Origin of the sequence: Tahibacter amnicola (assembly GCF_025398735.1) — a bacterium.
Taxonomy (GTDB): Bacteria; Pseudomonadota; Gammaproteobacteria; order Xanthomonadales; family Rhodanobacteraceae; genus Tahibacter; species Tahibacter amnicola.
In genome coordinates this window covers 5,674,397-5,700,798 of the sequence record NZ_CP104694.1, presented here as the reverse complement: position 1 = coordinate 5,700,798, position 26,402 = coordinate 5,674,397, and the positions used below count along the sequence as shown (strand labels likewise).

Here is a 26,402-nt window from a genome sequence, read left to right as displayed (position 1 = left end):
GGTGTTGTTGCGATTACTGCGCGGACTGCTTCCCGCGCCTGGCGACCAGTAGGGCTGCCATCACGCAGCCGGCCGTAATAAAGAGGCCGTCCAGCCAGTCCAGCCGCACCCAGGCGACCGCCAGGGCCATTTCCAGCCCGATGTTGGACATCGTGGTCTGCAGCGGTAGACCCAGCACCATGGCGACGCTGGCCGTGGCCAGCAGGGCGCAGGCGTAGAGCGAGGCCGCAAGCGTCAGCACCACGGCGAACAGCGCCGTCACCAGGCGATGGCCCAGCCCGGTGCTCCGCAACAACCCGCCGACCAGCAGGCCCACGAGGACGGCGACAAATCCCAGCTCACGCCCTGTCCACAGGGCGGCGGCCGACCAGGCGGCGCCTGCCGCCAGGGCTGTCATGACTGCCGTCAGGGCCGTCATCAGGCGGGACACGAAGCCCTCTGGGCGCGGCGGCGGATTCACCGGCGCGTGGGTGGAAACGGCGGATTGCATGACGCACCGGGGTTGCGTGGGGAGCCGGCGATAATAGCCGCGGGGGGGGCCGGGATCACGTGCCCCCCGATGCCCGGCAGGGCGGCGGTGGATCAGCGCAATGGGCCGCTCAGCAGCCACGCGGAAGCGTGGTGGTCGAATCCGATATGTGGGTAATAGTCGACCGCGGCGGGCGCGGCGAGCAGCACGATCTTGGCTTCGGGCGCCGCGGCCTGGGTCAGGCGGATCAGCTCCTTGCCGATGCCCAGTCGCTGGTACGTCTGGCTGACGGCGAGGTCTGCCAGGTAGGTGGTGAAGCCGTAGTCGGTCATGGAGCGCGAAATACCCACCAGCTGATCACCGTCCCAGGCTGTCACGGTGAGGTTCGCGTTGGCGAGCATGGCGCCGAAGCGCGCATCGTCGTCGATGGGACGACGCGCACCGAGGGAGCAGGAACGATAGAGCGCCCGGGCGGTGGCGATGTCCGGAACGCAGTCGGTACGGTAGGTGATCATGCCGTGATGACCTCATTCTGGCGTTGCAGCAGGCGGCGCACCGAGGGCGGCGCCTGCCCGGCTACGTCCTCGCCGTTCTCCGGTTCGCCGTAGCGCAGTTGGGTCGGAACGACGCCGGCCCAGACGGGCAGGGCGCGGTCAGCGGGATCGTCCTTCGGTCCGCCGCTGCGGATCTTGGCGCTGGCGTTCTCTACCACCACGCGCAGTACGGCTGTTGCGGCCAGCTCATTGCGGTCGGACGGCCGTGACTCGGCCGCGCGTCCCGGCAGGATGGCATCGACGAATCCGGCCAGCGCCGTTGCCTTGGCCTCGCCGTCGTCGATGCGTCGCGCCGTGCCGAAGCACACCACGGAGCGATAGTTCACCGAATGGTGGAAGTGCGATCGCGCCAGCACCAGGCCGTCGATGTGACTGACACTGATCGAGACGGGAACGCCTTCACCCAGCTGGTTCATCAGCCGGCTGGCGATCGATCCGTGCAGGAGGATGTCGTCGCCGTCGCGGACGTAGAGCATGGGAATGACGAAGGGCTGGCCATCGACGACGAATCCGACGTGGGCCAGGAAGCCCGCATCGAGGATCGCGTGGACGGTTTCAACGTCGTAACGGGCGCGCTCACGGCTGCGCCGTACTTCGTGCCTGGCGTATTCGCGCATGGATGTCTCCCCGGGGACTTGACGTGGGCAGTATCAGGGTCGACATTGGCTCCCCATAGATCCGGATTCGGTAATAGCGAAGGGGCCAATCGTGTACCTGGAACTTGATGGCAACGGGCCGCTCTACGCCCAGCTGACGCGGGCGCTGAAGGCGGCCATCCTGGCCGGGCGGGTAGCCGCGGGTTCGCGCCTGCCGGCGACGCGGGTATTGGCGCGCGAAATGGAATTGTCCAGAAATACTGTCCTGGCGGCCTACGAGCAGCTGCACGCGGAAGGCTTCCTGCTCGGGAAAGTAGGTTCTGGCAGCTACGTGGCTTCGATCGAGGCGGCCCGCGCCACCCGTCCGGTGGCGCGCGTGGCGCCGGCCACACCAGTCGCGCGCTACGCAAAGCGCGCGCGGGAGGTGTTCGACCGCATCATCCCCGGCCGCCAGTACAAGGGGCTACGGTTCAATCTGCAGTACGGTCTGCCGCTGACGAATCCGGCGCTGACCAGCGCCTGGCGCCGCTCGCTGGCGCAGGCCTCCGCGCACGCGGAGCTGGATTATCCGGATCCGCAGGGCTTGCTGGCCTTGCGCACGCAGGTGTGCGACTACCTCGCCCGGCGCCGCGGCATCGTGGCGGCGCCGGAAGACGTCCTGATCGTCTCGGGCACGCAGCAGGCGTTCTTCCTGGCAGCCACGGTCATCATCGAGCCCGGCGAGAGCGTCGTGCTGGAAGATCCCCATTACCGCGGTGCGCGCCAGGTATTCCAGGCGCATGGGGCCAAGGTCGAGGTCGCCGGCGTGGATGGCGACGGCCTGATCACCGATGCGCTGCCGGCACGCGGCACGCGCCTGGTGGTGGTGACGCCGTCGCACCAGTTTCCGGCCGGCGCAGTGATGTCGCTGGCGCGGCGTCTGGAACTTCTGGACTATGCGGCGCGCCAGCGCTGCTGGATCATGGAAGATGACTACGACGGCGAGTTCCGCTACGACGCGCATCCCCTGGCGGCGATGCAGTCGCTCGACCGGCACGGCCGGGTGATCTACATCGGCAGTTTCTCCAAGACCCTGTTTCCGTCGCTGCGTCTGGGCTACATGGTTCTGCCGCCGGGCCTTCGCCAGGCCTTCGTCGCGGCCAAGTGGTTCTGCGACCGCGGCTGCCCGGCGATCGAGCAGGCGGCGCTGGCGCGCTTCATGGGCGACGGCGGGTTTGAACGCCACCTGCGCGATGCGGCCAAGACACTCAAGCAGCGGCGCAATGCGATGCTCGCCGGTCTGCGCCGGTACGCGGGCGGCGCGGTCGAGGTGGCCGACAGTCACGCCGGCATGCACCTGGTGGCCTGGTTGCCGGGTGTTTCGCGCGCCCAGTGCGAAAAGCTCATCACACTGGCGGCCGAGCGCGGGCTTGGCCTTTATTCGATCCACCCCTATTTCCTTGGACGTGCACCGCGTGAAGGCTTGCTGCTGGGCTACGCGAGCCTTCCACCGGCGGATATCGAGGCGGCGATGCGGGTCTTCGGCGCATGCCTGGCCGACCTGGGCATGGCGCGGCGCCCGGGTACTGCCGCGGCAGCCTAGTCCCGCACGACGGGCGCAACGCACCCGAGGTGGGTCCGCACGCGGATCTGCCGCATAATAGGCGTTTCACCCGCGCGGTCTGCGCGAAGGAATCCGTTCGACCCATGGCCGGCTACAGCCACACCTCCGAACCGATCAAGCTCGAGCGCGACTGCGAGGCCGTCATGGTGCCGCAGGGCCAGACGGTCACGCTTCCCGCCGGGCAGATCGGCTATATCACCCAGGCCCTGGGCGGCAGCTTCACGGTCTACATCGAAGGCAACCTGTTCCGCATCAAGGGATCGGATGCCGATGCCATCGGCAAGGAGCCACCGCAGGCGCTCGATCTCGCCGAGGGCGCCTCCGATGAAGCCGTGGAGAAGCTCGTCTGGCAGCAGTTGCGCACCTGCTTCGATCCGGAAATCCCGGTCAATATTGTCGACCTGGGCCTGGTCTACGAGTGCGTGCTGGTACGTGGCGAAAGCGGCGAGCGCCAGGTGCAGGTGAAGATGACGCTGACCGCCCCGGGATGCGGCATGGGCGACATCCTGGTGGACGATGTCCGCGCGAAGATCGAGGCGATTCCCACCATCGAGGCCGCCGACGTTGAGCTGACCTTCGACCCGCCGTGGAATCACGCCATGATGTCGGACGTCGCCAAGCTCGAAACCGGCATGTTCTGACCGGCCGGGCACGACCGGCGCAGGCAATCACCAGAGCGGACGGCCGAAGTCGAATTCCGGCTGCGAAGACGCCCGCGCGAAGGCCGGGCCGACGCCGTAGTCCACGCCCAGCCGCAGCAGCAGGTGGGCACGGTTGATGGAATCGACCTCCGGCGCAATCACCGCGCACCCCGAGGCGTGCGCCTTGCGGATCAAGGTCAGCAAGGTGTCGCTCACGGATTTGGCCGTGCCGAGGTCTTCCACCAGGGCGGGCGACAGGCGCACGAAATCCACTGTCAGGTTCTTCAGCGCATGCACGGCGGCCCAGTCGCGCCCGAAATCCACCAGGCAGACGCGCACGCCGTTCTGGTGCAGGAATTTCAGCCGTTCGCCCGCGCGGGCGCCGGCGTCGATGAGCTCCGAGCACGGCAGTTCCAGGGTGAGTCCGGTACCCGACAGGTGCCGTTCCTTGAACTCGCGCGCCAACCAGTACGGGATATCCGGGTCGAGCAGCGTCGCGACCGACTGGGGCACGAACAGGCGCAGCTGCCGGCCGCGCTTGAGCTGTTCTTCACGCACCGTGAGAGAGCGCTCCAGCAGCCAGCGGTCGAGCGTGGTGAGTTGTCCGCATTCGGCCGCAACGGGCGCCAGATCAGCATAGGCAACCGTGGCGCCGGCCTGCTGCGTGCTCTTCACCTTGAAGCCGAGCTGGAACTGGCCGGTCAGCTTGCCCGCAAGGGGGACGATGGGCTGGAACTCGAAGACGGTCTGCTCGGGCGTCAGCGGCCGGCTGAGTACCGCGCGGACGGCGAGGATCGGATCGGACGGCAGCAGCGCTGCCTCCTTCGCCTCAAACCACAGCACGCGGTTGCCACCCAGGTGGGCCGCCGCCAGTTGCGCGGCTTCCGCATTGGTCACCACCTCGTCGACGCTGGCATGCTCGCCACCGAGCAGGGCCATGCCGATGCTGCCGGACAGGTTGAAATTCTGGCCCTGGAACGAGAAGGGCTGCGTTGCCAGCGCGTAACGGATGCGTTCGGCGGCGCCGGTGATATCGCTGCGCGAACGCCGATGCAGCATGACGAGATAGTGGAAGTCGTGGTACTGCGCCGGCAGGTCCAGGTCATCGAGCTGGGCACGGAGCAGGTTGCCGACATGGGCATCGAGCGCGGCCAGTCCGGCCAGGCCGATCTTCTCGCGCAGGTCCTGTGCCTTGTCCAGCGCGATGGTCAGCAGTGCCGCCGATCGATCCCCCAACGCCGCGCTGAGCTTGTCGATCAGCACCGCCCGCGAATACAGACCCGTACGACTGTCACGGCCATCCGGGTTGCCGATAACCTCGCGCAGCCAGTGCGCACGGCGCACACGCGAGGTGACGGCACTGAGCAGGTGCCGCGTCTTGAGCGGCTTGATCAGGAATTCGTCGCCGCCGGCCGCAATGGCGTCAAAGCGCAGATTCACGTCGGCTGCGTCAGCGGCCAGGATGATGGGAACGGCCGCGTACTCGGGCTGGTGCCGGATCATCTGGGTGAGATCGATGCCCCGCACATCCGGCAGGGCCAGGTCGATCACGACGACATCCGGCCGGAATTCGCCCAGGGCGGCGAGCGTCGCCTGCCCGTTGGGGACCAGGCGCGCGGTCATGCCGCGCTCGGCCAGGGCCCGTGCTGCTTCGACGGCATGGGTGCGATCCGGATCCACCAGCAACACCCGCCAGGCGGGCTCGGCCGTATGCGCCAGTAGTTCGTCGAGTTTGGACAGCACGCGCAGGCTGTCGACCGGCGTCTGGAAATAGGCGGCAGCACCGGCGCGCATGGCCAGCAGGCGATGACCGAGGTCGCTGTCGGGCGAGACGACGATCAGGCTGGGCAGGGCTTCACCCGACGCTGCCAGCTGGTCATAGATGGCGCGCACCCGCGAATAGACCCGTAGACGACGCGCGTCGAGGATCAGGGCGCCGGGTACTGACCCGGTGAGGAATTCGAGCAACTGTTCCGGATCAGCGTGCTGGCGCACGTCGAATCCGCGTTCGCCGAGCGCGCTGACCAGTCCCGGCGCGAGAGTGTCGTCGACGCCAAGCAGGGCAACCGCGCGCGGCAGCCGGGTGAGCTTGTCGCGCAGGATCGTTGGCGCGGCTGCGGGTTCGCGCGGCATCGACCGTGCTGCTGGCGCGCCAGGAACCGCTTGGACGTCCGCCGCCGCAACGGGCTGCGGCACAGGCGGAGCCGCCGGGGGCGCCGGCTGGACGGATTCAACCGGGGGCGGTGCTGTCTTTGGCGGCGCGGCAGGTTCCGGTGCGGCCACTATTGGATCCGGCGCCTTCGGTGCCGGTGCCGGTTCCATGGCGGCGCGCGGCGCCGGATCACGGACGACGGGAATCTCGGTGCTGATGCGTGCGCTGGCGCTGGGCAGGGTATGGACGGCGGCCGTTTCCGTCGCCGACAGGTCGGTCAGGTCGTTGCCGAGCGCGTTGACCATGTCGGCCAGGCGGGCCAGGTCCCGCGGCGTTGGCACCAGCGCGTCGTCGATGAATGAACACAGGTAGGCCGCCAGCTCCAGCGCATCCGCATTCAGGCGATCAAAACCCAGGCGTTCCGTGGTGTCGGCGACCTGGTCGATCTCCTCGGCCAGCTGCCGGGCGGCGTTGCGGTCCCAGCCGCCACTGGCCAGGGGCTGCCAGCGGCGTACCAATGCCAGGCAGCGGTCGCGCAACTGGTTGCGCGTCTGGATGTCCGCGTGCCCGTGGCCCTGGCTGCTCATCACGCGGCCTCCGACCACCTGGCAGATTCCCTCGCGCGGTCAACGCCGGCGGGTCCTTGCCGGCAAGGGCGGTGCAGAGGATCCCGTGACGGGATCGTGACCGCAAAGTGGATATGGTCCGTCATCGATTGGCCCGCGACGATTTCCTCGGACGATGCAAAGTATGCGCCTTTTGGCGCAGCATGCGCCGGCAATTGTCGGTCGGACGTGTTTACGATCACAGTTCGTTCCCGGGCCATGTTGATTGCGTCACAGAACAGGACGGATTCCGGCGAAGGATGCTGTCGGCCCAGTCCGCGCGGGGGGCGTGAAGACGACGTGCAGGCGTAGGCGCCGCGCGCAGGGGGATCGCGACTGGCGGTGCCGGTTGCCCTGCAGTGTGTTGACCACGCGGACGTGTCCGGCGATTCTTGTGGCGCTGCCGTATGCGGCCGCCCTGGCACCTGCGAATGGCTAATGGTGGAGAAGCGAGAATGGGCAAGAAGTTGCATATTATCGCCATACTGCTGTTTGTCTTTGCGTTCCTCTGGCAGATCATCTTTTGGGGCGGCGCGGCCACGTTGCCCACGGTCGGCCCGATACTGGTGCAGTCCGCGTCGCGCGAAGCGCCCCTGGTAACCAGCTACATGTTCGTGGGCGAACGTCTCGGCGACCAGGTGCCGTTCCTGCGCGACATGGGGCAGCAATGGGCCGAATCGGCCTTCAGCCCCGGCTTTGAGCGCATGAAACAGGATCCGGACGTCGCCATGGCGCTGATCTTCCAGGACACCTGGAATGCAACGCACCGGCTGACGCGGTCGGGCGTCTATCTGACCCTGGTGCTGGGCATCGTTGCCCTGGTGCTGTGGCTGCGTCGTCCACGCCAGGTCCGCATGCTGGGTGGGCGGCGGTAAGCAGCGTTCGGAACGCGCCGACGAGCGGCGCCGGCGTGGCCCGGCGGATCACAGCCGCGATAACCTTTTCATTTCTATACCGATTGCCGGCAGGTCAGCCAGGCGGCGGGGGCCGCCTCTGTCCGTGGGCGGGCCGGAGTGGTCCATACGCACGCGTCGGTTCTCTGGCGGCAGGAAACCGGGCGTCAGATTGACGTCGCACTAACGTCGAATACCACTCGTTTTGGCGGTCCGGGGCTTTGTCCCGATCGCGACGCGGTCGCGTCCGTTTCTGTCAAATTTCGACACGGGCGCCGTGCCGTCCAAATTCCCGCAAAGCGAAGCAGGGTGCTTGGAAGAGCAACATCCGACGCTCTTCGTATTCAGCAACAGTTGTCCGGACAGATATGTTGCATGGCAGCGCAAAGCGTGACGGATCAATCACTTAGCTTTGCTCTTTCCTTGACGGTTACCGGTGCCACTGCTAGTTTCCGCGCGCTTTTTGTTCAGGTAGGGACAGGGGCATGACTCGCACGGGCCGGGGACCGGCGTCGGACTGACGCCGCGGCGCGTTGCACAACGAAAGTGGCACCGCTTCGCCGTTGGGAACGGGAGGACGGGAAGGGTGCCCGGACGTGCACGGCGGGACTTACGGAGCGGAAGACATGCGGTCGCCGGGGGTGACCAATCTTTCCTTTTTTCCGGTGGGGGTTTACTTGTGAAAGCTTCGCACAATGGCATTCGTCGCAGCGCCCTGGCGCTTGCCCTGTTTGGCGGCCTGGGTGTCATGACGGCGCATGCCGCCGGCATCTCCAGCGCCGAGCGCGCCCAGTACGCGACCCGCGTCGCGTTCAACATGGGTGCTGCCGGCGAGCAGTTCGACAGCTTCATCGTTTACTACAACGGCCAGGAAAACCAGATGCAGCGCAGCGTTTCGGAAGCAGCTGCTGCGGAATCGGCCGCGCGCAACGATATTGCCCGCGTCGGCAAGGAACTTGGGGTCGGGTTGAGTTATTCGCGCGCCCTGGGAACCGGCGGCCAGTTGGTGAAGGTGGCCAAGGGCATCCTCACGGCCGCCGAGATGGAAGGCGTGATGGTCGAATTCGCCAAGAACGCCTCGGTCAGCAAGGTGGAACCCAACCACAAGGTCCGCGCCTTCCTCGTCCCCAACGACACGCGCTACAGCGAACAGTGGGACATGTTTGATTCCGTCGGCGGCATGAACGTGCAGTCGGCCTGGGACGTGGCCACCGGCAGCGGCGTCGTCGTTGCCGTGATCGACACCGGCATCACCCCGCACAGCGATCTGGCGGGTCAGACGGTGGCCGGCTACGACTTCATCTCCGATACCACTACCGCCCAGGACGGTAACGGCCGCGATTCCAACCCGAACGACCCGGGCGACTGGTGGACCAACTCCGCGTGCGGTCCGCTCGCGCCGCCGTCCTCGAACTCCAGCTGGCACGGTACCCATGTCGCCGGCACGGTGGCTGCGCTGACCAACAATGCCAAGGGCGTCGCCGGCGTGGCCTTCAATTCGAAGGTGCAGCCGATCCGTGTGCTCGGCCGTTGCGGCGGTTCCATCGCTGATATCGCCGACGCCATTATCTGGGCTTCGGGCGGCAGCGTCCCGGGCGTTCCCGCCAACGCAACGCCGGCCCGCGTCATCAACCTCAGTCTCGGTGGCGAAGGCGCCTGCTCCTCGACCGAGCAGGCGGCTATCAATTCCGCACGCTCGCGCAATTCAGTGCTGATCATCGCGGCCGGCAACGACAACGCCAATGTGTCGGGTTTCGATCCGGGCAACTGTAACGGCGTCGTCGCCGTGGCCGCGACCACCAAGTCCGGCAGCCGCGCCAGCTATTCCAACTATGGCGCACTGATTGACGTGTCGGCGCCGGGTGGCGGTGGCTCCACGCCGCCGAACATCCTGTCCACGCTCAATTCCGGCACCCAGGGTCAGGGCGCCGAGTCATACGCCGCGTATGCCGGCACCTCGATGGCCGCACCGCACGTGGCGGGCCTGGCCGCGCTGATGCTGTCCAAGAACGCGTCGTTGACGCCGGACCAGATCGAAACCCTGCTCAAGAACAACACCAAGCCGCTGCCGGGCAGCTGCTCGGGCGGTTGCGGCACGGGCATCATCGACGCCACCAAGACCCTGGCCGCGGTCACCGGCGGCGGCAACCAGGCGCCGGTCGCCAACTTCAGCGCCGCCACCAGCGGCCTGACGGTGAACTTCACCGATTCGTCCACCGACAGCGACGGCAGCATTGCCTCGCGATCCTGGAATTTCGGCGACGGCAGCACCTCGACCCAGACCAACCCGAGCAAGACCTACGCCTCGGCCGGCACCTACACCGTCACCCTGACGGTGACCGACAACGGTGGCGCCACGAACACCAGGACCCAGTCCGTCACCGTCGGCACCACGCCGCCGAACGTGCTGCAGAACGGTGTCGCGGTGTCGAACCTGTCGGCTGCCGCTGGCGTCGAGCTGACCTACACCATGAACGTTCCGGCTGGCGCGACGAACCTCAAGTTCGAAAGCTCCGGCGGCACCGGTGACGCCGACATGTATGTCAGGTTCGGCTCGGCCCCGACGACCTCCACTTACGACTGCCGTCCGTATGTCAACGGCAATACGGAAACCTGCACCATTGCCACGGCGCAGGCGGGTACGTACTACGTCAAGCTGCGGGCCTACAGCGCGTTCTCGGGTGTGACGCTCAAGGGCAGCTACACCACGGGTGGCGGCGGCACCTTCAGCAACACGACGGACTACAACATCCCGGATCCGGGCACGGTCAACAGCCCCATAACGGTGTCGGGCCAGAGCGGCAACGCGTCCACGACGACCAAGGTGACGGTGAACATCGTCCACCCGTGGCGCGGTGACGTGCAGATCGACCTGGTCGCGCCCAACGGTACCTCGACCCGTCTGAAGAGCGGCAGCTCCAGCGACAGCGCGGACGACGTGCGTGCGACCTACACGGTCAACGCCTCGGCCGCGCCGAAGAACGGCACCTGGCAGCTGCGCGTGACTGACCTGTACTCCAGTGATGCCGGCCGCATCGACGACTGGTCGATCCAGTTCTGACAAGCCATGCTGATCGCCGGAAGCTGATCAAGCCATTTTGATCAGTCGCGAAATGTGGTAATTGGGAGCGGCGCAGGAAGCGCCGCTCCGCTTCAAGGGACTGACTGACACGCGGGTGACGCCGGAAACGGCGGCACCCCGGACCGTCCTCGGAGGGGAGGAGCCCGGGCAGAGCACGACTCCGGTCGTGTTTCTAACCGGATCGGCATGGCGTTCCGTTACAGCCATCGCCGCGACTGTCGCCGGTTCTTGCGGACCGGCGGCCGTAACGGAAGAGGCCCCTGTCCGCCCTGGCGGACGGGGGCTTATTTGTTGTGCGCGCGCAATGGTGCGGCAGGTCGTGTGCAGCGCCGCGGAGGCCTTACATGGCTTCGAAGCGGTTGGCCGCGCGGTTTTTCTTTACGGTGCGCGGATCCCACACCCGGCCGTTCATGGCGATATAGACGCCGTTGTCCAGCGCTTGCAGTGCACCGACCGCGCAACCGATGTTGAATACCGCGTCCGAGCCCTGGAAGCGCGCGGGATTGAGTGCGCCGGTCATGACGATGACCTTGTCCGGGATCGTCATGAGTACCTGGGCGGTTTCCACCATCGTGTCCGTGCCGTGGGTCACCAGGACATGCCGGTGCGGCTGCTGGGCAATCGTGCGGCGGATCAGTTCGCGATCATCGTCGGTGATGTGAAGGCTGTCCTTGCGCAGGATGGGAATCACGTCGAAGGCGAAGGCAGCACCCAGCTGCTCGAGGATGTCACCGATTTGCGGCGCACCGATCTGGTATTCCGACTTGTCGTCGAAATAGATCTTGTCGATGGTGCCGCCGGTGGTAACGATGGTCAGGTGCTGCATGGACGGATTCCTCACTGCGATGGCGCTGGCGGGCCGGGAGCTTACCCGATCGGCCGCGCTGGCACTCATGACGCTTGTTCACGCGACATCGTGCGCCAGGATACGGGCGTCGTCACCGTGTTTTTCGACGAGCCGCACCAGCCCTCCGGCGACGAAGCGTCGCGCGGCGGCGGCCGCGCGCGGATCGCCTTCCACCCGTAGCGACCAGGCCGCATGGCGCAGCAACGCGCTGGCGGCTAGGCACCGGGCCAGTCCCAGGGCCAGCTCGCGGGCACCTGACTCCAGGCCCGGCGAATCGGGCGCATGGCTCTGCAGCCATTGCAGCAGCCACTGGCTGTCGTCGCGGACGGCGCGGACAGCGGCGGCCAGCCCGGGCGATGCCTCGGCCTCGGCCAGCAGCGCCTGTTGCGCCTCCTGCCAGGCGTCCAGCGCCGCGCCGCCGCGCAGGGCGCGCAGTGTGTCGAGGGAAAGCACATTCGTCGTGCCCTCCCAGATCGGCAGCACCTGCGCATCGCGCAGGAGCGCGGGGAGACCGGTGTCCTCGATATAGCCGGCGCCGCCGAAGCATTCGAGCACCTCGGAGCTGATGGCCACGGCGAGCTTGCCGGTCCACAGCTTCACCAGCGGCGTCAGCAGCCGCAGCAGCGGCACCTGGGCCGGGGCCGCGGTGCCCGCCTGCACCTGGCCAAGCCGTTCCGCGGTGTAGAACACCAGGTGGAACGCGGCCTCGAACTCGGCCTGCAGGTTGGCCAGGGTCTCCTGGTGCAGCGGCTGCTCGGCCAGCGGACGGCCGAACACCACACGCCGGTTGGCGTAGTCGCGCGCGAGCGCGATGCCGCGGCGCATGGTGGCAATCGCGCAGACAGCGTTCCAGCATCGCGTGATGTTGAGCATCGGCGCGATCGAGCGCACGCCATGGGCGAGATCGCCCACCGGCTCGGCCGGTGCACCCTTGAGCTGCGTTTCGGCGCTGGGCAGTTCGCGGGTGCCGAGCTTGGGCTTCAGGCGATGAATCTCGATGTCGCGCCAGAGGCCATCGGGCCGGCGCGGTTCGAGATAGAACAGCGCCAGCGCGTCGGCGCCGGGCCCTGCGCCCTCCGGGCGGGCCAGCGCCAGGGCGGTATCGGCGTGGACGGCCGAGGTGAACCACTTGCGTCCGTACAGGCGCCAACGGCCGTGTTCATCCGCACGCGCCAGGGTCTCCGTGGCGGAGACGTCGGAGCCGCCCGTGGTTTCGGTCATCCATTGACCGGAGATCCAGAACGTCGCCGGGTCACGCGACAGGTAATGCGGCAGTGCGCGTTCGATCAGGCGCTTGTTGCCCGAGGCGGTCAGGCAGGTGGCCGCACCGTCGGTCATGGCCAGCGGGCAGGTGAAGATCGCGCTCGCGACGTGGTGCAGGTAGACCATTGCAAACTGGTGTACGCGGCCCTGGTCACCCAGCGGGCTGCCGTAGGCGGCGGCGACCAGTCCGCGCTCGGCGGCGATGGTGCGCGACTCCTGCCATGCCGGCGTCAGCTCGATCCGGTCGACACGCGTGCCGGTCGGATCCCAGGGCGTATGGACGGGCTCGCTGCGCGAGCGGCGCAGTTCGCGTTGCCAGGCCACGGCCGCGTGCTCGCCGAGCCAGTGCAGGTCCTGCTCGATCATTCTCAGGCTGTCTGCCGCCAGCGTGCGCTTGAGATACGAGCGCAACACGCGGTCATCGCGATACTGATTGCCCAGTTCGGCGGCCGGCTGCACGAAGGACATCGCTATTCCTCTGGAGGTTGGGGGGCGCCACCGCCTGGCTGGCGCGCGCGGTGCGCTTGTCACGCAGGGCCGCATAGCCGAGTACACCGATCAGCGCCACGCACAGGACAACCTCGAGCACGGCTGGCAGGCGCGAGCGGGGCAGGCTGAAGGCCACCACCACCCCGTGCATGAAATACAGCAGTGCAATGAGCCCGACCCACAGCAGTGCCCGCTGCACGCCGCTGCGCAGTGCCAGCACGGGCAGCAGCAACACGCCGGCGGCCAGCAGCGAACTCACCCAGGGCGAGGCCACCGGCGGCGGCGCCAGCCACAGGTACCAGGCAAATTGCAGCGCCACCAGGGCTGCCCAGAGCCACACGCCCAGTCGCTGCGCGTTCACGGGGAGGCTCCCAGCCGGCGGGCAACATCGGCGACGCGGCGTCCCAGCACCCGCGCCAGTTCCCGCTCGTGCTCACTGATCGGCAGGTCGCCGTCCAGCCCTGCCGTGTGGCTGGCGCCATAGGGGGTGCCGCCGGTCCGGGTGGCATTGAGGGCGGGCTCGGTGAAGGGAATGCCGACCAGGAGCATGCCGTGGTGCAGCAGCGGCAGTTGCATCGACAGCAGGGTCGATTCCTGGCCGCCGTGCCAGGTGCTGGTCGAGGTGAAGACGCCGGCTGGCTTGCCCGCCAGGCTGCCGGAGGCCCACTCGGCCGAGGTGGAATCGAGGAAGTACTTGAGCGGCGCTGCCATGTTGCCGAAGCGCGTCGGGCTGCCGAGGATCAGGCCGGCGCAGTCGCGCAGGTCCTGCAGCGTTGCATAGGGCGCGCCATCGTCCGGCTCGGGCGGTGCCGCGACCTGGGTCACCGGGGCCACCGGCGGCACCTGTCGCAGGCGCGCGCCAACGCCGTCGATTTCGGCCACGCCCCGGGCGACCAGGCGCGCCATCTGCGCCGTCGCGCCATGGCGACTGTAATAAAGGACCAATATTTCCATAGGGTACGCACAGCGGCGAAGCAAGCGTGGAGGTTATCATCGCCGGTGGCGCCAACGGGCGCGCGGCAGGGAATCCGGCTCTGGCATGTGGATCAAGCGCGACAAGCTGCACGCCTTCGCGGTTTTTCTCTGGCAGCGGTTCAGCGATGACCGCTGTCCCCAGGCGGCGGGTGCGCTGGCCTACACGACCCTGTTCTCGCTGGTGCCGCTGACGGCCGCGATTCTCGGCATCCTCTCCGCCTTCCCGGTGTTTGAGCAGTGGCGCGTGTCGGTCACGGATTTCGTGTTCGACAATTTCGTACCGGCCGCCGGCAAGACCGTGCAGGCCTATGTCACCGAATTCGCCGACAAGGCCAGCCAGGCGACCGCGATCGGCGTGGTGGTGCTGCTGATCAGCTCGGTCGCGTTGATGATGAGCATTGAAGACGCCTTCAACCGCATCTGGCGCGTAGCGACCTCGCGCAGCACCGCCTCGCGCTTCGTCATGTACTGGACGGCGCTGTCGTTCGGGCCGCTGCTGCTGGTCGCCGCGACGGCAATCAGCTCTTATCTGTTTGCCCTGCCGCTCTTTGAGCACGCGGAGGCGGGGCTGGGCGTCAGGAGCCGCCTGTTCGGGTTCCTGCCATTCCTGATCGTCTGGATTTCCCTGGTTGCAAGCTACGTGATCATTCCGAACCGTCGCGTGCGCATCCGCGACGCGGCGATCGGCGCGCTGCTCGGGGCGCTGCTGTTCGAGGCTGCCAAGCGCCTGTTCGTGCTGTACCTGGGGTCGATCACGTCCTATGAGCAGGTCTACGGCGCGCTGGCAGTGGTGCCGATCTTCATGCTGTGGATCTATCTGTCGTGGCTGATGGTCTTGCTGGGCGCGTCGGTCAGTGCGGCGATCAGCGCGTTTGAATACCGCGGTATCGAGGAACGGCTGCCGCCCGGGCATGAATTTCTCGGCCTCTTGTGCGTGGTGCAGCATTTCGCGCTGGCCCAGCGCAAAGGCATCGGCCTGCGCACGGAAGATCTCCGCCAGCGCGAGCGTTTCCTTACCGATGACCTGCTGCAGCGATTCCTGGTCGACCTCAACCGTGCGGGCATGGTTCAGCGCACGGAAACGGGCGAGTGGGCGCTGGTACGGAATCTCGATTCGGCGTCGTTGTTCGACCTCTACGAAGCCGGACTGTACCGCCTGCCGCCGCCGCTGGCCCTCGGCGAAACGGCACGCCGGGCGTTGCCGGTCTCGCTCACAGATCTGCTCGAACAGCTTTCCTTCCACATGCAGGGGGCGTTGTCGCAGCCATTGTCCCGTGTATTCTTTCCCGATGAACGCCCTGACCGGCCTGCCGCCAACGCCCCGGAGAACGAATGAAACGCTTCCTGGCTTCCCTGTTGATTGCCCTTGCCGCGGGCTCTGCTTCTGTCGAGGCGGCTGAGACGCCCGCGAAACCGGAGCTGTCGATCCAGACGCTGGACGGAAAGACATTCGATCTTTCCGCTCAAAAAGGGAAATGGGTCATTGTGAATTTCTGGGCAACCTGGTGCTCGCCCTGCATCAAGGAGCTGCCCGAGATCTCGCGCTTCGTGAAGGAACACAGCAACGTCGCAGCGGTGGGCCTGGCGTACGAGGATACAGACAAGGCCGAAGTCCTTGCCTTCCTCAAGACCCACCCGGTGAGTTATCCGGTGGCGCAGGTGGATGTGTTTGATCCTCCCAAGTCGTTCGAGACGCCGCGCGGGCTGCCCATGACCTATGTGATCGCGCCCGACGGCACCGTGGCCAAGAAATTCACCGGCCCGATCACTGAGACGGACCTGGCCAAGGTCATTGGCGGAACGAAGTCGTGACCACCACTGCCGCGCGCTTTCTCGTCAGCGGGCGCGTGCAAGGGGTGTTCTTCCGCGCCTCCACCCGCGACGAAGCGGCGCGGCTGGGTCTTCGCGGCTATGCGCGCAACCTCGCCGACGGTCGTGTCGAGGTGCTTGCCTGCGGCGACGCGGCGGCCGTGGATACGCTGGAGCAATGGCTGCACCGGGGGCCGCCCGCCGCGAAGGTGGAATCTGTCCGGCGCGAACCGGCCGATGCAGCCGCAGCGGGCGACGGATTCGTCACCCGCTGATCGGCCCAGGCAGAGCCGCAGGCATGTGCGGCTCGTTCACACATCGTCCCTAATACACGTCCTTCACGCGCAGCGCCTTGCGCGGCAACGTTTCCTTGCGCGGATTGCCTGACAGCGGCGGTAGCTTGATGTACTGGTCGGGTACCTTGCGATCGGGCAGCCAGTCCAGCAGGTGGCGAATCAGATTGAGGCGGCCGCGACGCTGGTCGTTGAAATCCACCAGGAACCAGGGCGCCTGTGGCGAGTGCGTCCGCGCGATCATCGCATCCCGTGCCTTGCCGTATTGGGCGTACTTCGCGCGGGCGGCAACGTCGATCTCGGAGATCTTCCAGCGCTTGGCCTTGTCGTTGGCGCGCTCGGCGAAGCGTTCTTCCTGGAACTTCTGGTCGACCGTCAGCCAGTACTTGATCAGCAGGATGTCGTCGTCGACCAGTAGTTTTTCGAAGCCAGGGCACTGGTCGAGAAAACGTTGGTACTCGGTATCGGTGCAAAAGCCCATCACGTGCTCCACGCCCGCCCGGTTGTACCAGCTGCGGTCAAACAGCACGCACTCACCGGCGCTGGGCAGGTGCGCCACATAGCGTTGGAAATACCACTGCGACTTCTCGCGCTCGGATGGCTTGGACAGGGCCACCACGCGGTAGCCGCGCGTGTTGAGCTGCTCGGTGATCGCCTTGATCACGCCACCCTTTCCGGCGGCATCGCGCCCTTCAAAAACGATGACCAGGCGCTTGCCCTGCTGCATCAGCCAGCGCTGTGCCTCGATCAGCTCGTGCTGCAGCGATTCCAGGGCGGCTTCGTAGTCTTTGCGCTTGAGCTTGCTCACGATCACTCCTTCTGGCCAGAGTGGAAATCGGCATGTGCTATTCGCGCAGGCGCGGCATCAGCCCCACGAGATTGCACGGCCGTGTACGCGCGTCCAGCTGCGGCTGGATGAGTTTTTCCCAGGCCGTGCGGCAGGCCGAGGTCGACCCGGGCAGGCAGAAGAGAAAGGTCTGGTTGGACAGCCCGGCGAAGGCCCGCGACTGCACGGTCGAGGTACCGATTTCGCTGTAGCTCAGGTGGCGGAACATCTCGCCGAAACCGGGCATGGCCTTGTCGAGCAGCGGCTCGATCGCCTCGGGCGTGGTATCGCGACCGGTGAAGCCGGTGCCGCCGGTGACGATCACGCCGTGCACCTGCGGTTCGGCGATCCAGCCGGCAACGATCGCGCGGATACGGTATTTGTCGTCCTTGGCAACAACCCGCTCGTGCAGCACATGCCCGGCGGCACCCAGGGCCTCGGCGAGATAGGCGCCCGACGTGTCGGTTTCCAGCGTGCGCGTATCCGAGACGGTCAGCACGCACAGGGTCAGCGGGACAAAGGTGTCGAGGGCGGTCATCGGGAGGGTGGTCCTGGGGGTAGCGGGCCTCATCATAGCGGTGATGCCGACGGTGCTGGTTGTCCGGGGTCAACTGGCCGGCGATTCGCTAGTGAACCGTCAGCGGCGATCCCCCGATATGTTCATCCGCCGCGACCGCCACCACGCTCCAGCCCAGCGGTTCGATGACGTCGAAAGCGACAAGGCAATCGCTGCCAAGGAGCGGCGCGGAGATGACGCCGCCGCGACGCTTGGCCACGCTGTCCACTACGGCCTGCAGCGGAAAGACAGGCGCAGCGTTGTCATCGCTCGGCGCGCTGCTGGCGCGGACCGCGACACCGGACTGCGCCATGATCAGGCCGTTGGGAGCCAGCAGGTACAGGCCGCGCAGACCGTGTGTTCCGTCCACGTCCAGCAGCGATTGCACGAGGTATTCGGGCAACAGCAGGGCAGTGGCGACGCCGAGGAATTTCCGGTCGCGATCCTGCAGGGAAACGCTCAGCGGCAACTCGTAGAGGTTTGAGACAGAGCTTAGATACGGCGCGCCCCACTGCGGTTCGACTTTGCCCGCGGCCAGCCGGTACCACGGACGGCTGCGCGGATCGTAGTCCGGCGCGAGCTGGTCCCAGCCGGGGTAGCGCATTCCGACGCCGTTCTCCAGTCCCACGATGATGGCGACGATCGGGCTGCTGTCGTCGGTCTGGTCGATTGTCTGTTCGGCGTAGAAGTTTCCCTGTGCGCTGACGGCCATCGTTGCTGCTCGTCCGTAGATTTCGCGCACATAGTCCTGCAATCCCGACAGGCGACGGATGGCGGGTTCGATATCGGCTCGCGCCGCGTCCTTGGGCACCGACCACACCGGCCATTGCATGCTGACCTTGCCCTGGTGCTGGCGGCTGGCGGTCAGGTCCGGGGGCGCCTTGCCGGGTTGGTGAAAATCGCTACTGGTGTAGTAGCGATTGCTGCTTTCCAACCCTAGCTGATTGAGCTGCACGACCGAATCGGCGAGGTTCTTCATGGCGCCTTCCAGCTGCAGGGCGCGGCCCTGGATCCGGTCACCGATGCGTGCCGCGACGTTCTGCAGGGCAATCACGTGCTGCTCGTGCGCCATCGCCTGGGTCAGGCTGCGATCGTTCTGCCAGATCAGCCAGCCAATGATCGACGAGCCGATCGCGAACCCGGCGAGGGCCACGGTGACTGCCGTCTGCCGGTGCCGGCTGATCCAGCGTTGCGCGGCCTGCCAGGGATTGTCCGGTTGCGCCAGCACGGCCTCGCCACGCAGGTAGCGCCGCAGGTCCGCGGCGAAGGCCGCCACGCTGTCATACCGCTCGGAGGGCAGCGCCGCTGTGGCACGATCGATCACCGCACGCAGCTCGCGCGCGATGCGCATGCCCTTGTACGCCGCGACGATGGGCCGGCGCCGCGCCATCGCTGCGCTGACCATGACCTCGTAGGCGTTCTTGCCGGCATACGGAGAAGTCAGCGTCACCATTTCGAACAGGATCAATCCCAGCGCGCATTGGTCACTTTTCGCGTCGAGCTCGCGGTTCCTGCCCTGGGCCTGCTCGGGGGACATGTACTTGGGCGTGCCCACGACATCGCCGACCTGCGTTTCGGATGCGCTGCCTGACACCTCCGGGGAATAGCCCACGCGCGAGGCGTCGGCGGGCAGTGGTTCCACGTCCTGGTGGACCAGCCGGCACAGGCCCCAGTCCATGACGTAGACCTCGTTGTGCTTGCCCAGCATCAGGTTGGCCGGCTTGAGGTCCCGGTGAATGACGTCTTTGTCGTGGGCGTAGGACATCGCGTCGCACACTTTCAGGAAATGCTCCAGACGTGTCGACAGCGAATGCGCTTCGTCGGGCTTCTTTCCCGCCTCGTAGAAGGCGCGCGTCTCGTGGAGAAGGGCGTGGAACGTGCGCCCTTCCACCAGTTTCATCGTGTATGCGGGGCGGCCTTCCGGTGTGACCTCCAGCGCATACACACCCACGATATTGGGATGACTCAGCTGCGCGGTGATCTGCGCCTCGCGCAGGAAGCGCGCTTGCCCGCCGGGTGTGACCGCGGCCTCGGTATTGAGGGTCTTGAGCGCTACCTTGCGCATCAGTTCCGTGTCGCGCGCGATGTGCACCGTGCCCATGCCACCGCTGCCGGCTTCACCGAGCAGCACGTAGTGAAAATGGCGGCGTCGTTCGGATGCGACGGCGGTCGCGTCGGCGGCGGCGGGGGCCGGCAGGGTGGGGGCCGCCGCGGGTGCGGCGAACGCGGTGGGATCCAGTGCGGCTGCCAGGCGCGAGGGAAGATGCTGTGAGAGCTGCACGCCCGAGTCGGATGGATCTTCTGCAAGCGGTGGACGCGGATGGTGCAGCAGCAGCCAGTCGATGAAATCGTCGCGGTCGTCCGCACCGCCGGAGGCGCGGTAGCGTCGCCAGGCGACGTCCAGGTCGAACTCGGCACACAGATGGGTGGGCAGTTCAGCGCGCAGACGTTCCAGATCCACGATCAGTCCCCCGCGTCGTCGATCCGGAGTGTACGCAATTGACGACAACGCGAAAGATGCAGGTATCAGGCACCTGCCGCTTGCGCGCGCTGCCGGTGCCGCGGCGTGCGCCGCGCAAGCAGCAGGTAGATCGCGGGCGTGGTCAGGAGGGTGAGAGCCTGGGAGACGAGCAGCCCCCCGATCATCGCGATGCCCAGCGGCCGCCGCATTTCTGCACCGGCACCGAATCCGATCGCCAGCGGCAGGGCGCTGAAGATGGCCACGATCGAGGTCATCATGATCGGCCGGAAACGGACCAGACAGGCTTCGCGGATCGCTGCCAGCGGTTCCATGCCGCGTTCGCGTTCGGCCGCGAGAGCGAAGTCGATCATCATGATCGCGTTCTTCTTGACGATGCCGATCAGGAGCACGATCGCGATCACCGACACCACGGACAGCTCGGTACCCGTCACGAGCAGTGCCAGCAGGGCACCGACACCCGCCGAGGGCAAGGTCGACAGGATGGTGAGCGGATGGATCAGGCTTTCGTAGAGCATGCCCAGGATCAGGTACACCGCGATGACGGCCGCAATCAGCAGCAGCGGCGTGTCACCCGTCTGCTGCTGGAAACGCCGGAAATCGCCGCCAAACTCGGCACGGATGTCGCCGGGCATGCGCAGGGCGCGCACCGTTTCCTCCACCAGGCGCGAGGCATCGCTCATGGCCACGCCGTCGGCCAGGTTGAACGACACCTCCATCACCGGGAACTGATTGCGGTGCTGCACCGTCGTTGGCGCGATGCCCGGGCGGATCGCAGCGAGCGTGGCGAGCGGGATCATGCTGCCATTGCTGGCGCGCACATAGAGCCGTTCCAGTGCGGCGGGCGTTGCCGCCTGGTCGGGCCGCGCCGTCACCACCACCTTGTACTGGTTGACGTCCGAATAGATCGTGGAAACCTGGCGCTGGCCGAAGGCGTCGTACAGTGCACTGTCGATCGCCGCGATGGAAACGCCCAGTCGAGCAGCCGCATCGCGATCGATCTGGATGTTCTGACGCAGGCCCGCGCCTTGCAGGTTCGAGTCGACGTCTTTGAACTGCGGTTGCTTGCGCAGGGCCTCGACGATCCGTGGCGTCCACTCCTGCAGCGTGGCCAGATCGGCGCCCTTGAGCGAAAACTCGTACTGCGCGCCGCCGCCACCGCCCCCACCACCGCCGCCGCCAATGTCCTGGACAGGGCGCAGCCGCAGGCGGATGCCGGCCACCTCGGCGGCCTTGCGCGACAAGCGTCCCATCACCGCGAAGGTGGATTCATTGCGCCCCTCGCCCAGGGGTTTGAGGTTGATGAAGAGATTGCCCGAACCACCACCGCCGCCGAATCGTCCGCCGCCCACGCGTACGCCGACACTTTCCACAGCAGGGTCGGCACGCACGAGGTCGGCGATGCGCTGCTGGCGCTCGACCAGTACCTGGAACGAGACATCGGAACCGGCGTCGGTACTGCCCTGCAACTGACCGGTGTCCTGCTGCGGCAGGAACCCCTTCGGCACGATGCTCATCAGCCACAGCGACATCGCCAGCAGCAACACCGGCTGCAAGGCCATCTGGCGCGGATGCCGCAACGCCCAGTCGAGAGCACGGGCATAGGTGGACTGCATTCCTGCGTGGAACCGATCCAGGCGCCGGCCCAGTGACCGCTGCGAAGGGCCGTGCAAGCCGCCCATGAACTGCGCACATAGCGAGGGCGTCACCGTCAGGGCCACCACCGCCGACAGTGCGATGGCTGCCGCCAGGGTAATCGCGAACTCCCGGATCATCATGCCGAGGAACCCGCCCATGAATACCAGCGGGATGAACACGGCCAGGAGCGAGAGCGTGATCGAGACGATCGTGAAGCCGATCTCGCGGGCACCGAGCAAGGTCGCTTCCATTCGCGACATGCCTGCGTCGATGTGGCGGGCGATGTTTTCGATCACCACGATGGCATCATCGACGACGAAACCGATCGCGATCACCAGCGCCATCAGCGAAAAATTGTTCAGCGTGAAGCCGAGCGCGTACATCACGGCAAACGCGCCCGCCAGCGACAACGGCACCGTGATGCCGGCGATCAGCGTCGGCGCCAGGCGACGCAGGAACAGTCCCATCGTCAGCACGACCAGGCCCAGGCTGATCAACAGCGCGACCTGCACCTCGCGCACCGAGGCGCGAATCGTCGGCGTGCGGTCCGAGAACGGCGTGAGCTCGGCACCGCTGGGCAGCCAGGTTCTCAGTTCCGGCAGCAGGGCCATGATCGCGTCGACCGTCGCGATCACGTTCGCGTCAGGCTGCTTGCGGACCAGGATCAGGATGGCGCGCTGGCCGTTGAACCAGGCCGCCTGGTAGCGGTCTTCCTGGCCCGCGGCGACGGTGGCCACATCGCGCAGGTAGACCGGCCTGCCGTCGTGACTGGCGATGATCAATGCGGCAAATTCCTCGGCCGTACGCATGGCGCTGTCGGAGGCGATCGCCATCGTCGTCTGGCCGTTGCTCAGGAAACCCTGCGCGGTCGTGACATTGGCGGCCACCAGTGCACTGCGGACCGTGGCGGCCGACAGGCCGCGTGCGGCCAGCGCGCGCAGGTCCAGATCGACACGCACCGCAGGCGTGGCACCGCCGGCGATATCCGCGTCGGCGACACCGGGCAATTGCCGGATGCGTTGTGCGATCAGTGAATCGGCGGTGTTGTAGAGCTCACCAAGCGATCGCGTCGGCGAGGTGAGTGCGAGGATCAGTACCGGCTGGCTGCTCGGATTGGCCTTGCGGTAGGTGGGAGCCGTCCGCAGCCCGGACGGCAGGTCGGGTGCTGCCGCATTGATAGCGGCCTGGACATCGCGGGCGATGCTGTCGAGGTCACGGCTGACATCAAAGACGATGTTGACGACCGCGTTCCCCTCGCTGCTGTTGGACATCATGTCGTCCACGCCGGCGATCCGGCCCAGGTGCCGCTCCAGCGGTGAAGCGACGGTGGAGGCCATGGTGCCCGCATCGGCGCCCGGTTGACTGGCGCTGACGAAGATCGCCGGGAATTCCACGTTCGGCAGTGCCGCCACGCCCAGCAGCGCGTAGCAGATCATGCCCGCGACGAGTACCCCCAGGGCCAGCAGCGAGGTGCCGATCGGCCGGCGGATGAAGGGCGCGGAAAGGCTCATGGCGCGGCGGCCACCGGTTCAGCGGCGCGTCGCCGGGCGATCCACGCCGTCAGGCGTTCGAAGTACAGGTAGATCACCGGTGTCGTATACAAAGTCACCAGCTGCGACAGCAGCAGGCCGCCGACGATCGATACACCCAGCGGCCGGCGCAGCTCCGAGCCGATGCCCGTGCCCAGTGCCAGTGGCAGTGCGCCCAGCAGGGCCGCCATGGTGGTCATCATGATCGGCCGGAAGCGCAGCAGGCAGGCGCGGCGGATGGCTTCGTGCACACCCTGGCCGCGGCGCTGCGCCTCGATTGCGAAGTCGATCATCATGATCGCGTTCTTCTTGACGATGCCGATGAGCAGGATGATGCCGACGATGCCGTCGACCGACAGGTCCATGCCGCACACGTACAGGGCGAGCAGGGCGCCGACGCCAGCCGGCGGCAGCGTGGAGAGGATGGTCAGCGGGTGGATGTAGCTTTCGTACAGCACGCCCAGCACGATGTAGATCACCAGCACGGCGGCGAGAATCAGCAGCACTTCGTTGCTCTGCGAGCCGGAGAATTCCGCCGCCTTGCCGATATAGCGACCCCGCACCTGCTGCGGCAGCGCGGCGGCCTGCTCGACCTGGGCGATAGCCGCCAACGCCTGCGACAGCGAGTAGCCAGGCGCCGTGTTGAACGCGATCGTGACCGCGGGAAGCTGGTCCTGGTGCGACACGACCAGTGGTGCGTTGGTCACGGACGCTCGTGCCAGGGCTGACAGGGGTACCGTGGGTGCAGCGCCGTCCGTGTTGCCGGAGCTGGCGGTGGAACGGACGGTCAGTTTGTCCAGGAGGTCCGCGCCGGTGCGGAAATCCGGAGCGACTTCCAGAACCACGCGGTACTGGTTGAGTTCGGTGAAGATGGTGGAGACCTGACGCTGCCCGAAGGCGCTGTACAGGGTGTCGTCAATGGACTGGATCGAGACGCCCAGCCGGCTGGCCTGCTCGCGATCGATGTCAAGTTTCCACTGCAGGCCGCGGGCCGCGAGGTTGTTGTCTACGTCCGACAGCTCTGGCCGCTGGCGCATGGCCGCTGTCATTTTCGTAGCGGCGTCCGCCAGCAGCGTGCTGTCGACACTGGTGAGCGTGTACTGGTACTCGGTTGCGGCGATGCGCGTATCCAGGGCGATGTCCTGCACCGGCTTGACGTAGATCGCGACAGCGGGGATGCCGGCTGTCGCCTCGTGCAGGGCCTGCATCACCGGCCCGATTGCGCGACGCTCACCGCGTGGCTTGAGCACGACGCTGACCTGGCCCTGGTTGAGGGTCGGATTGATCGATCCGGCGCCGACAAATGCCGCAACGCCGGCGACGTCAGGAACGCGGCGCATGGCTTCCGCGACATTTTCCACACGCGCCTTCATCAGTGGGAAGGCAATGTTTTCGTCTGCTTCGACCACGGCGGTGACCAGGCCCGTGTCCTGCTCGGGCAGCAGGCCCTTGGGAATGAGCACATACAACAGCGCCGTCAGCGCCACCGATGCCAGGGCCACGCCCACGGTGAAGCGCGGGTGGGCGAATACCCAGTCGAGGCTGTGCTCGTACCAGCGCAGCATGCGGCCGAAAAATCCCTTGTGCTGCGGCAGGGTATCGTCGTTCTCGGCGTGGACCTGTCCGCGCTTGAGGAGATAGGCGCACATCATGGGCGTCAGCGTCAGCGAGACGAGCGCTGACAGCGCCACCGCGATCGACAGTACCCAGGCAAATTCCTTGAACAGCCGCCCGGTCACGCCCGGCATCAGGAGCAGGGGCAGGAAGACGGCGATCAGTGACACGGTCAGCGATATCACCGTGAAGGCGATCTCGCGTGCGCCGGTTTCCGCCGCGCTGCGGCCGTCCTGGCCCTTTTCCAGGTAGCGCACGATGTTCTCGATCATCACGATCGCGTCGTCGACGACGAAACCCGTGGCGACGGTCAGCGCCATCAGTGACAGGTTGTCGAGCGAGAAGCCGACAAAGCTCATCACCGCGAACGTGCCCAGCAGCGACAGTGGCACGGCGACGCCCGGGATGACGGTGGCCCACAGCCGGCGGAGGAAAACGAAGATCACGCCCACGACGAGGATGACCGTGATGACCAGGGTGAATTCGACGTCGTGCACCGAGGCGCGGATCGTGACCGTGCGGTCGGCGAAGACGTCGAGCGCCACGCCCGCCGGCAGCACCGCGCGCAACTGCGGCAGTGTCGCGCGCACGTCTTCGACGGTACGCACGATATTGGCAGAGGGTTGGCGCCGCACGTCCAGCAGCACGGCGCTCTTGCCGTTGGCCCAGGCTGACACGTAGTCGTTCTCGACGCCGTCGATCACCGCGGCGACATCGCGCAGCCGGATCGGCGCCTGGTCGCGGTAGCTGATGATGACCTCGCGGTAGGCCTGCGCATCGGGCAGCTGGTCGTTGGTGCCGATGCTGAAGGACTGCTGGCTGCCGTTGAGCGACCCTTTCGGCGCGTTGATGTTGGCCTGGGTGAGTGCGCTGCGGACGTCTTCCAGGGTCAGCCCGAGATTGGCCAGCTGGGCCGGATTGACCTGCACGCGGACGGCAGGCCTGACGTTTCCGGCGATGCTGACCAGGCCCACGCCGCTCACTTGCGAGAGTTTCTGCGCCAGGATGCTGTCGGCGAGGTGATTGATATCGCGCAGGCCCACGCTGTCGGAGGTGAGTGCAAGGGTCAGGATTGGCGCGTCGGCCGGGTTGACCTTGTAGTACACGGGCGGATACGGCAAGCCGCTGGGCAGCATGCCGCGGGCGGCGTTGATTGCCGCCTGCACGTCCTGCGCGGCGGCGTCGATGTCGCGGCCGATGGCAAATTGCAGGTTGATGGTGGACAGCCCGGCGGCGCTGTCCGATGTCATCAGTGTCAGGCCCGAGATCTGGCCGAACTGGCGTTCCAGGGGCGTGGTGACCAGCGCCGCCATGGTCGAGGGGCTGGCGCCCGGATACAGCGTTGATACCTGCAGGTTGGGCGGCTGGATGTCGGGCAGCGCCGAGACGGGCAGCTGGCGGTAGCCGAGGATGCCCAGCAGGACGATCGCCGCCATCAGCAGCGAGGTGGCGACCGGCCGGCGGATGAAAAGGGTGGAAATATCCATTG

Annotated in this window: 20 protein-coding genes; 7 read left to right on the top strand and 13 right to left on the bottom strand. The window is 66.7% G+C overall.

Features of this window, described 5'->3' with window-relative positions; genetic code table 11:
• Window positions 1-13: 13 nt before the first annotated feature.
• The 3 genes from N4264_RS22455 to N4264_RS22445 form a co-directional block, all read right to left on the bottom strand.
• Window positions 14-490, bottom strand: a complete 477-nt coding sequence (locus N4264_RS22455; protein ID WP_261694441.1) for a hypothetical protein — start codon at window positions 488-490, stop codon at window positions 14-16.
• 92 nt (window positions 491-582) lie between these two features.
• Window positions 583-984 (bottom strand): GNAT family N-acetyltransferase, encoded by a 402-nt coding sequence (locus N4264_RS22450; RefSeq protein ID WP_261694440.1) that lies wholly within the window; start codon window positions 982-984, stop codon window positions 583-585.
• Entirely contained in the window at window positions 981-1,640 is a 660-nt protein-coding gene (locus N4264_RS22445; protein ID WP_261694439.1) for a pyridoxamine 5'-phosphate oxidase family protein, read from the bottom strand. The genes N4264_RS22450 and N4264_RS22445 overlap by 4 nt, the downstream gene beginning before the upstream one ends.
• 91 nt (window positions 1,641-1,731) lie before the next feature.
• On the opposite strand from N4264_RS22445, the gene pdxR reads away from it, so the two are divergent.
• Entirely contained in the window at window positions 1,732-3,201 is a 1,470-nt protein-coding gene (gene pdxR, locus N4264_RS22440) for a MocR-like pyridoxine biosynthesis transcription factor PdxR (protein ID WP_261694438.1), read from the top strand.
• Between the two features lie 104 nt (window positions 3,202-3,305).
• Entirely contained in the window at window positions 3,306-3,863 is a 558-nt protein-coding gene (sufT, locus tag N4264_RS22435) for a putative Fe-S cluster assembly protein SufT (RefSeq protein WP_261694437.1), read from the top strand.
• Between the two features lie 27 nt (window positions 3,864-3,890).
• Here sufT and N4264_RS22430 read toward each other — a convergent pair whose 3' ends face one another.
• The gene (locus N4264_RS22430) at window positions 3,891-6,602 is read right to left on the bottom strand and encodes an EAL domain-containing protein (RefSeq protein WP_261694436.1); all 2,712 of its coding nucleotides are present in this window, start codon (window positions 6,600-6,602) and stop codon (window positions 3,891-3,893) included.
• A gap of 473 nt (window positions 6,603-7,075) precedes the next feature.
• Here N4264_RS22430 and N4264_RS22425 point away from each other — a divergent pair, with 473 nt between their 5' ends.
• Window positions 7,076-7,495, top strand: a complete 420-nt coding sequence (locus tag N4264_RS22425) for a hypothetical protein (protein ID WP_261694435.1) — start codon at window positions 7,076-7,078, stop codon at window positions 7,493-7,495.
• A 697-nt stretch (window positions 7,496-8,192) separates the two neighbouring features.
• Window positions 8,193-10,574 (top strand): S8 family serine peptidase, encoded by a 2,382-nt coding sequence (locus N4264_RS22420; RefSeq protein WP_425508290.1) that lies wholly within the window; start codon window positions 8,193-8,195, stop codon window positions 10,572-10,574.
• 361 nt (window positions 10,575-10,935) lie between these two features.
• Here N4264_RS22420 and N4264_RS22415 read toward each other — a convergent pair whose 3' ends face one another.
• From N4264_RS22415 to wrbA, 4 genes are all read right to left on the bottom strand, one after another.
• Window positions 10,936-11,421, bottom strand: a complete 486-nt coding sequence (locus N4264_RS22415; protein WP_261694434.1) for an asparaginase domain-containing protein — start codon at window positions 11,419-11,421, stop codon at window positions 10,936-10,938.
• A 78-nt stretch (window positions 11,422-11,499) separates the two neighbouring features.
• Window positions 11,500-13,173 carry an acyl-CoA dehydrogenase family protein gene (locus N4264_RS22410; RefSeq protein ID WP_261694433.1) on the bottom strand — a complete coding sequence of 558 codons (1,674 nt, stop codon included), beginning with the start codon at window positions 13,171-13,173 and terminating at the stop codon, window positions 11,500-11,502.
• Window positions 13,124-13,555, bottom strand: coding sequence for a DUF2069 domain-containing protein (locus N4264_RS22405; RefSeq protein ID WP_261694432.1), 432 nt, complete (start codon window positions 13,553-13,555; stop codon window positions 13,124-13,126). The genes N4264_RS22410 and N4264_RS22405 overlap by 50 nt, the downstream gene beginning before the upstream one ends.
• Complete coding sequence (wrbA, locus tag N4264_RS22400; protein ID WP_261694431.1) at window positions 13,552-14,148, bottom strand: NAD(P)H:quinone oxidoreductase; 597 nt, start codon at window positions 14,146-14,148, stop codon at window positions 13,552-13,554. The genes N4264_RS22405 and wrbA overlap by 4 nt, the downstream gene beginning before the upstream one ends.
• Before the next feature lie 85 nt (window positions 14,149-14,233).
• Here wrbA and N4264_RS22395 point away from each other — a divergent pair, with 85 nt between their 5' ends.
• Genes N4264_RS22395 through N4264_RS22385 form a run of 3 tightly spaced genes read left to right on the top strand, consistent with a single transcriptional unit; the run spans window position 14,234 to window position 16,253 of the window.
• Complete coding sequence (locus N4264_RS22395) at window positions 14,234-15,505, top strand: YihY family inner membrane protein (protein WP_261694430.1); 1,272 nt, start codon at window positions 14,234-14,236, stop codon at window positions 15,503-15,505.
• Window positions 15,502-15,981, top strand: coding sequence for a TlpA family protein disulfide reductase (locus N4264_RS22390; RefSeq protein WP_261694429.1), 480 nt, complete (start codon window positions 15,502-15,504; stop codon window positions 15,979-15,981). Before N4264_RS22395 ends, N4264_RS22390 begins: the two co-directional genes overlap by 4 nt.
• Complete coding sequence (locus N4264_RS22385; protein WP_261694428.1) at window positions 15,978-16,253, top strand: acylphosphatase; 276 nt, start codon at window positions 15,978-15,980, stop codon at window positions 16,251-16,253. Before N4264_RS22390 ends, N4264_RS22385 begins: the two co-directional genes overlap by 4 nt.
• Window positions 16,254-16,302: 49 nt before the next feature.
• Here N4264_RS22385 and ppk2 read toward each other — a convergent pair whose 3' ends face one another.
• From ppk2 to N4264_RS22360, 5 genes are all read right to left on the bottom strand, one after another.
• Entirely contained in the window at window positions 16,303-17,079 is a 777-nt protein-coding gene (ppk2, locus tag N4264_RS22380; RefSeq protein WP_261694427.1) for a polyphosphate kinase 2, read from the bottom strand.
• A 37-nt stretch (window positions 17,080-17,116) separates the two neighbouring features.
• Complete coding sequence (moaB, locus tag N4264_RS22375) at window positions 17,117-17,635, bottom strand: molybdenum cofactor biosynthesis protein B (RefSeq protein WP_261694426.1); 519 nt, start codon at window positions 17,633-17,635, stop codon at window positions 17,117-17,119.
• A gap of 88 nt (window positions 17,636-17,723) precedes the next feature.
• Complete coding sequence (locus tag N4264_RS22370) at window positions 17,724-20,114, bottom strand: serine/threonine protein kinase (protein ID WP_261694425.1); 2,391 nt, start codon at window positions 20,112-20,114, stop codon at window positions 17,724-17,726.
• Between the two features lie 65 nt (window positions 20,115-20,179).
• Entirely contained in the window at window positions 20,180-23,281 is a 3,102-nt protein-coding gene (locus tag N4264_RS22365; RefSeq protein WP_261694424.1) for an efflux RND transporter permease subunit, read from the bottom strand.
• The gene (locus tag N4264_RS22360) at window positions 23,278-26,400 is read right to left on the bottom strand and encodes an efflux RND transporter permease subunit (RefSeq protein WP_261694423.1); all 3,123 of its coding nucleotides are present in this window, start codon (window positions 26,398-26,400) and stop codon (window positions 23,278-23,280) included. Before N4264_RS22360 ends, N4264_RS22365 begins: the two co-directional genes overlap by 4 nt.
• Window positions 26,401-26,402 lie beyond the last annotated feature (2 nt).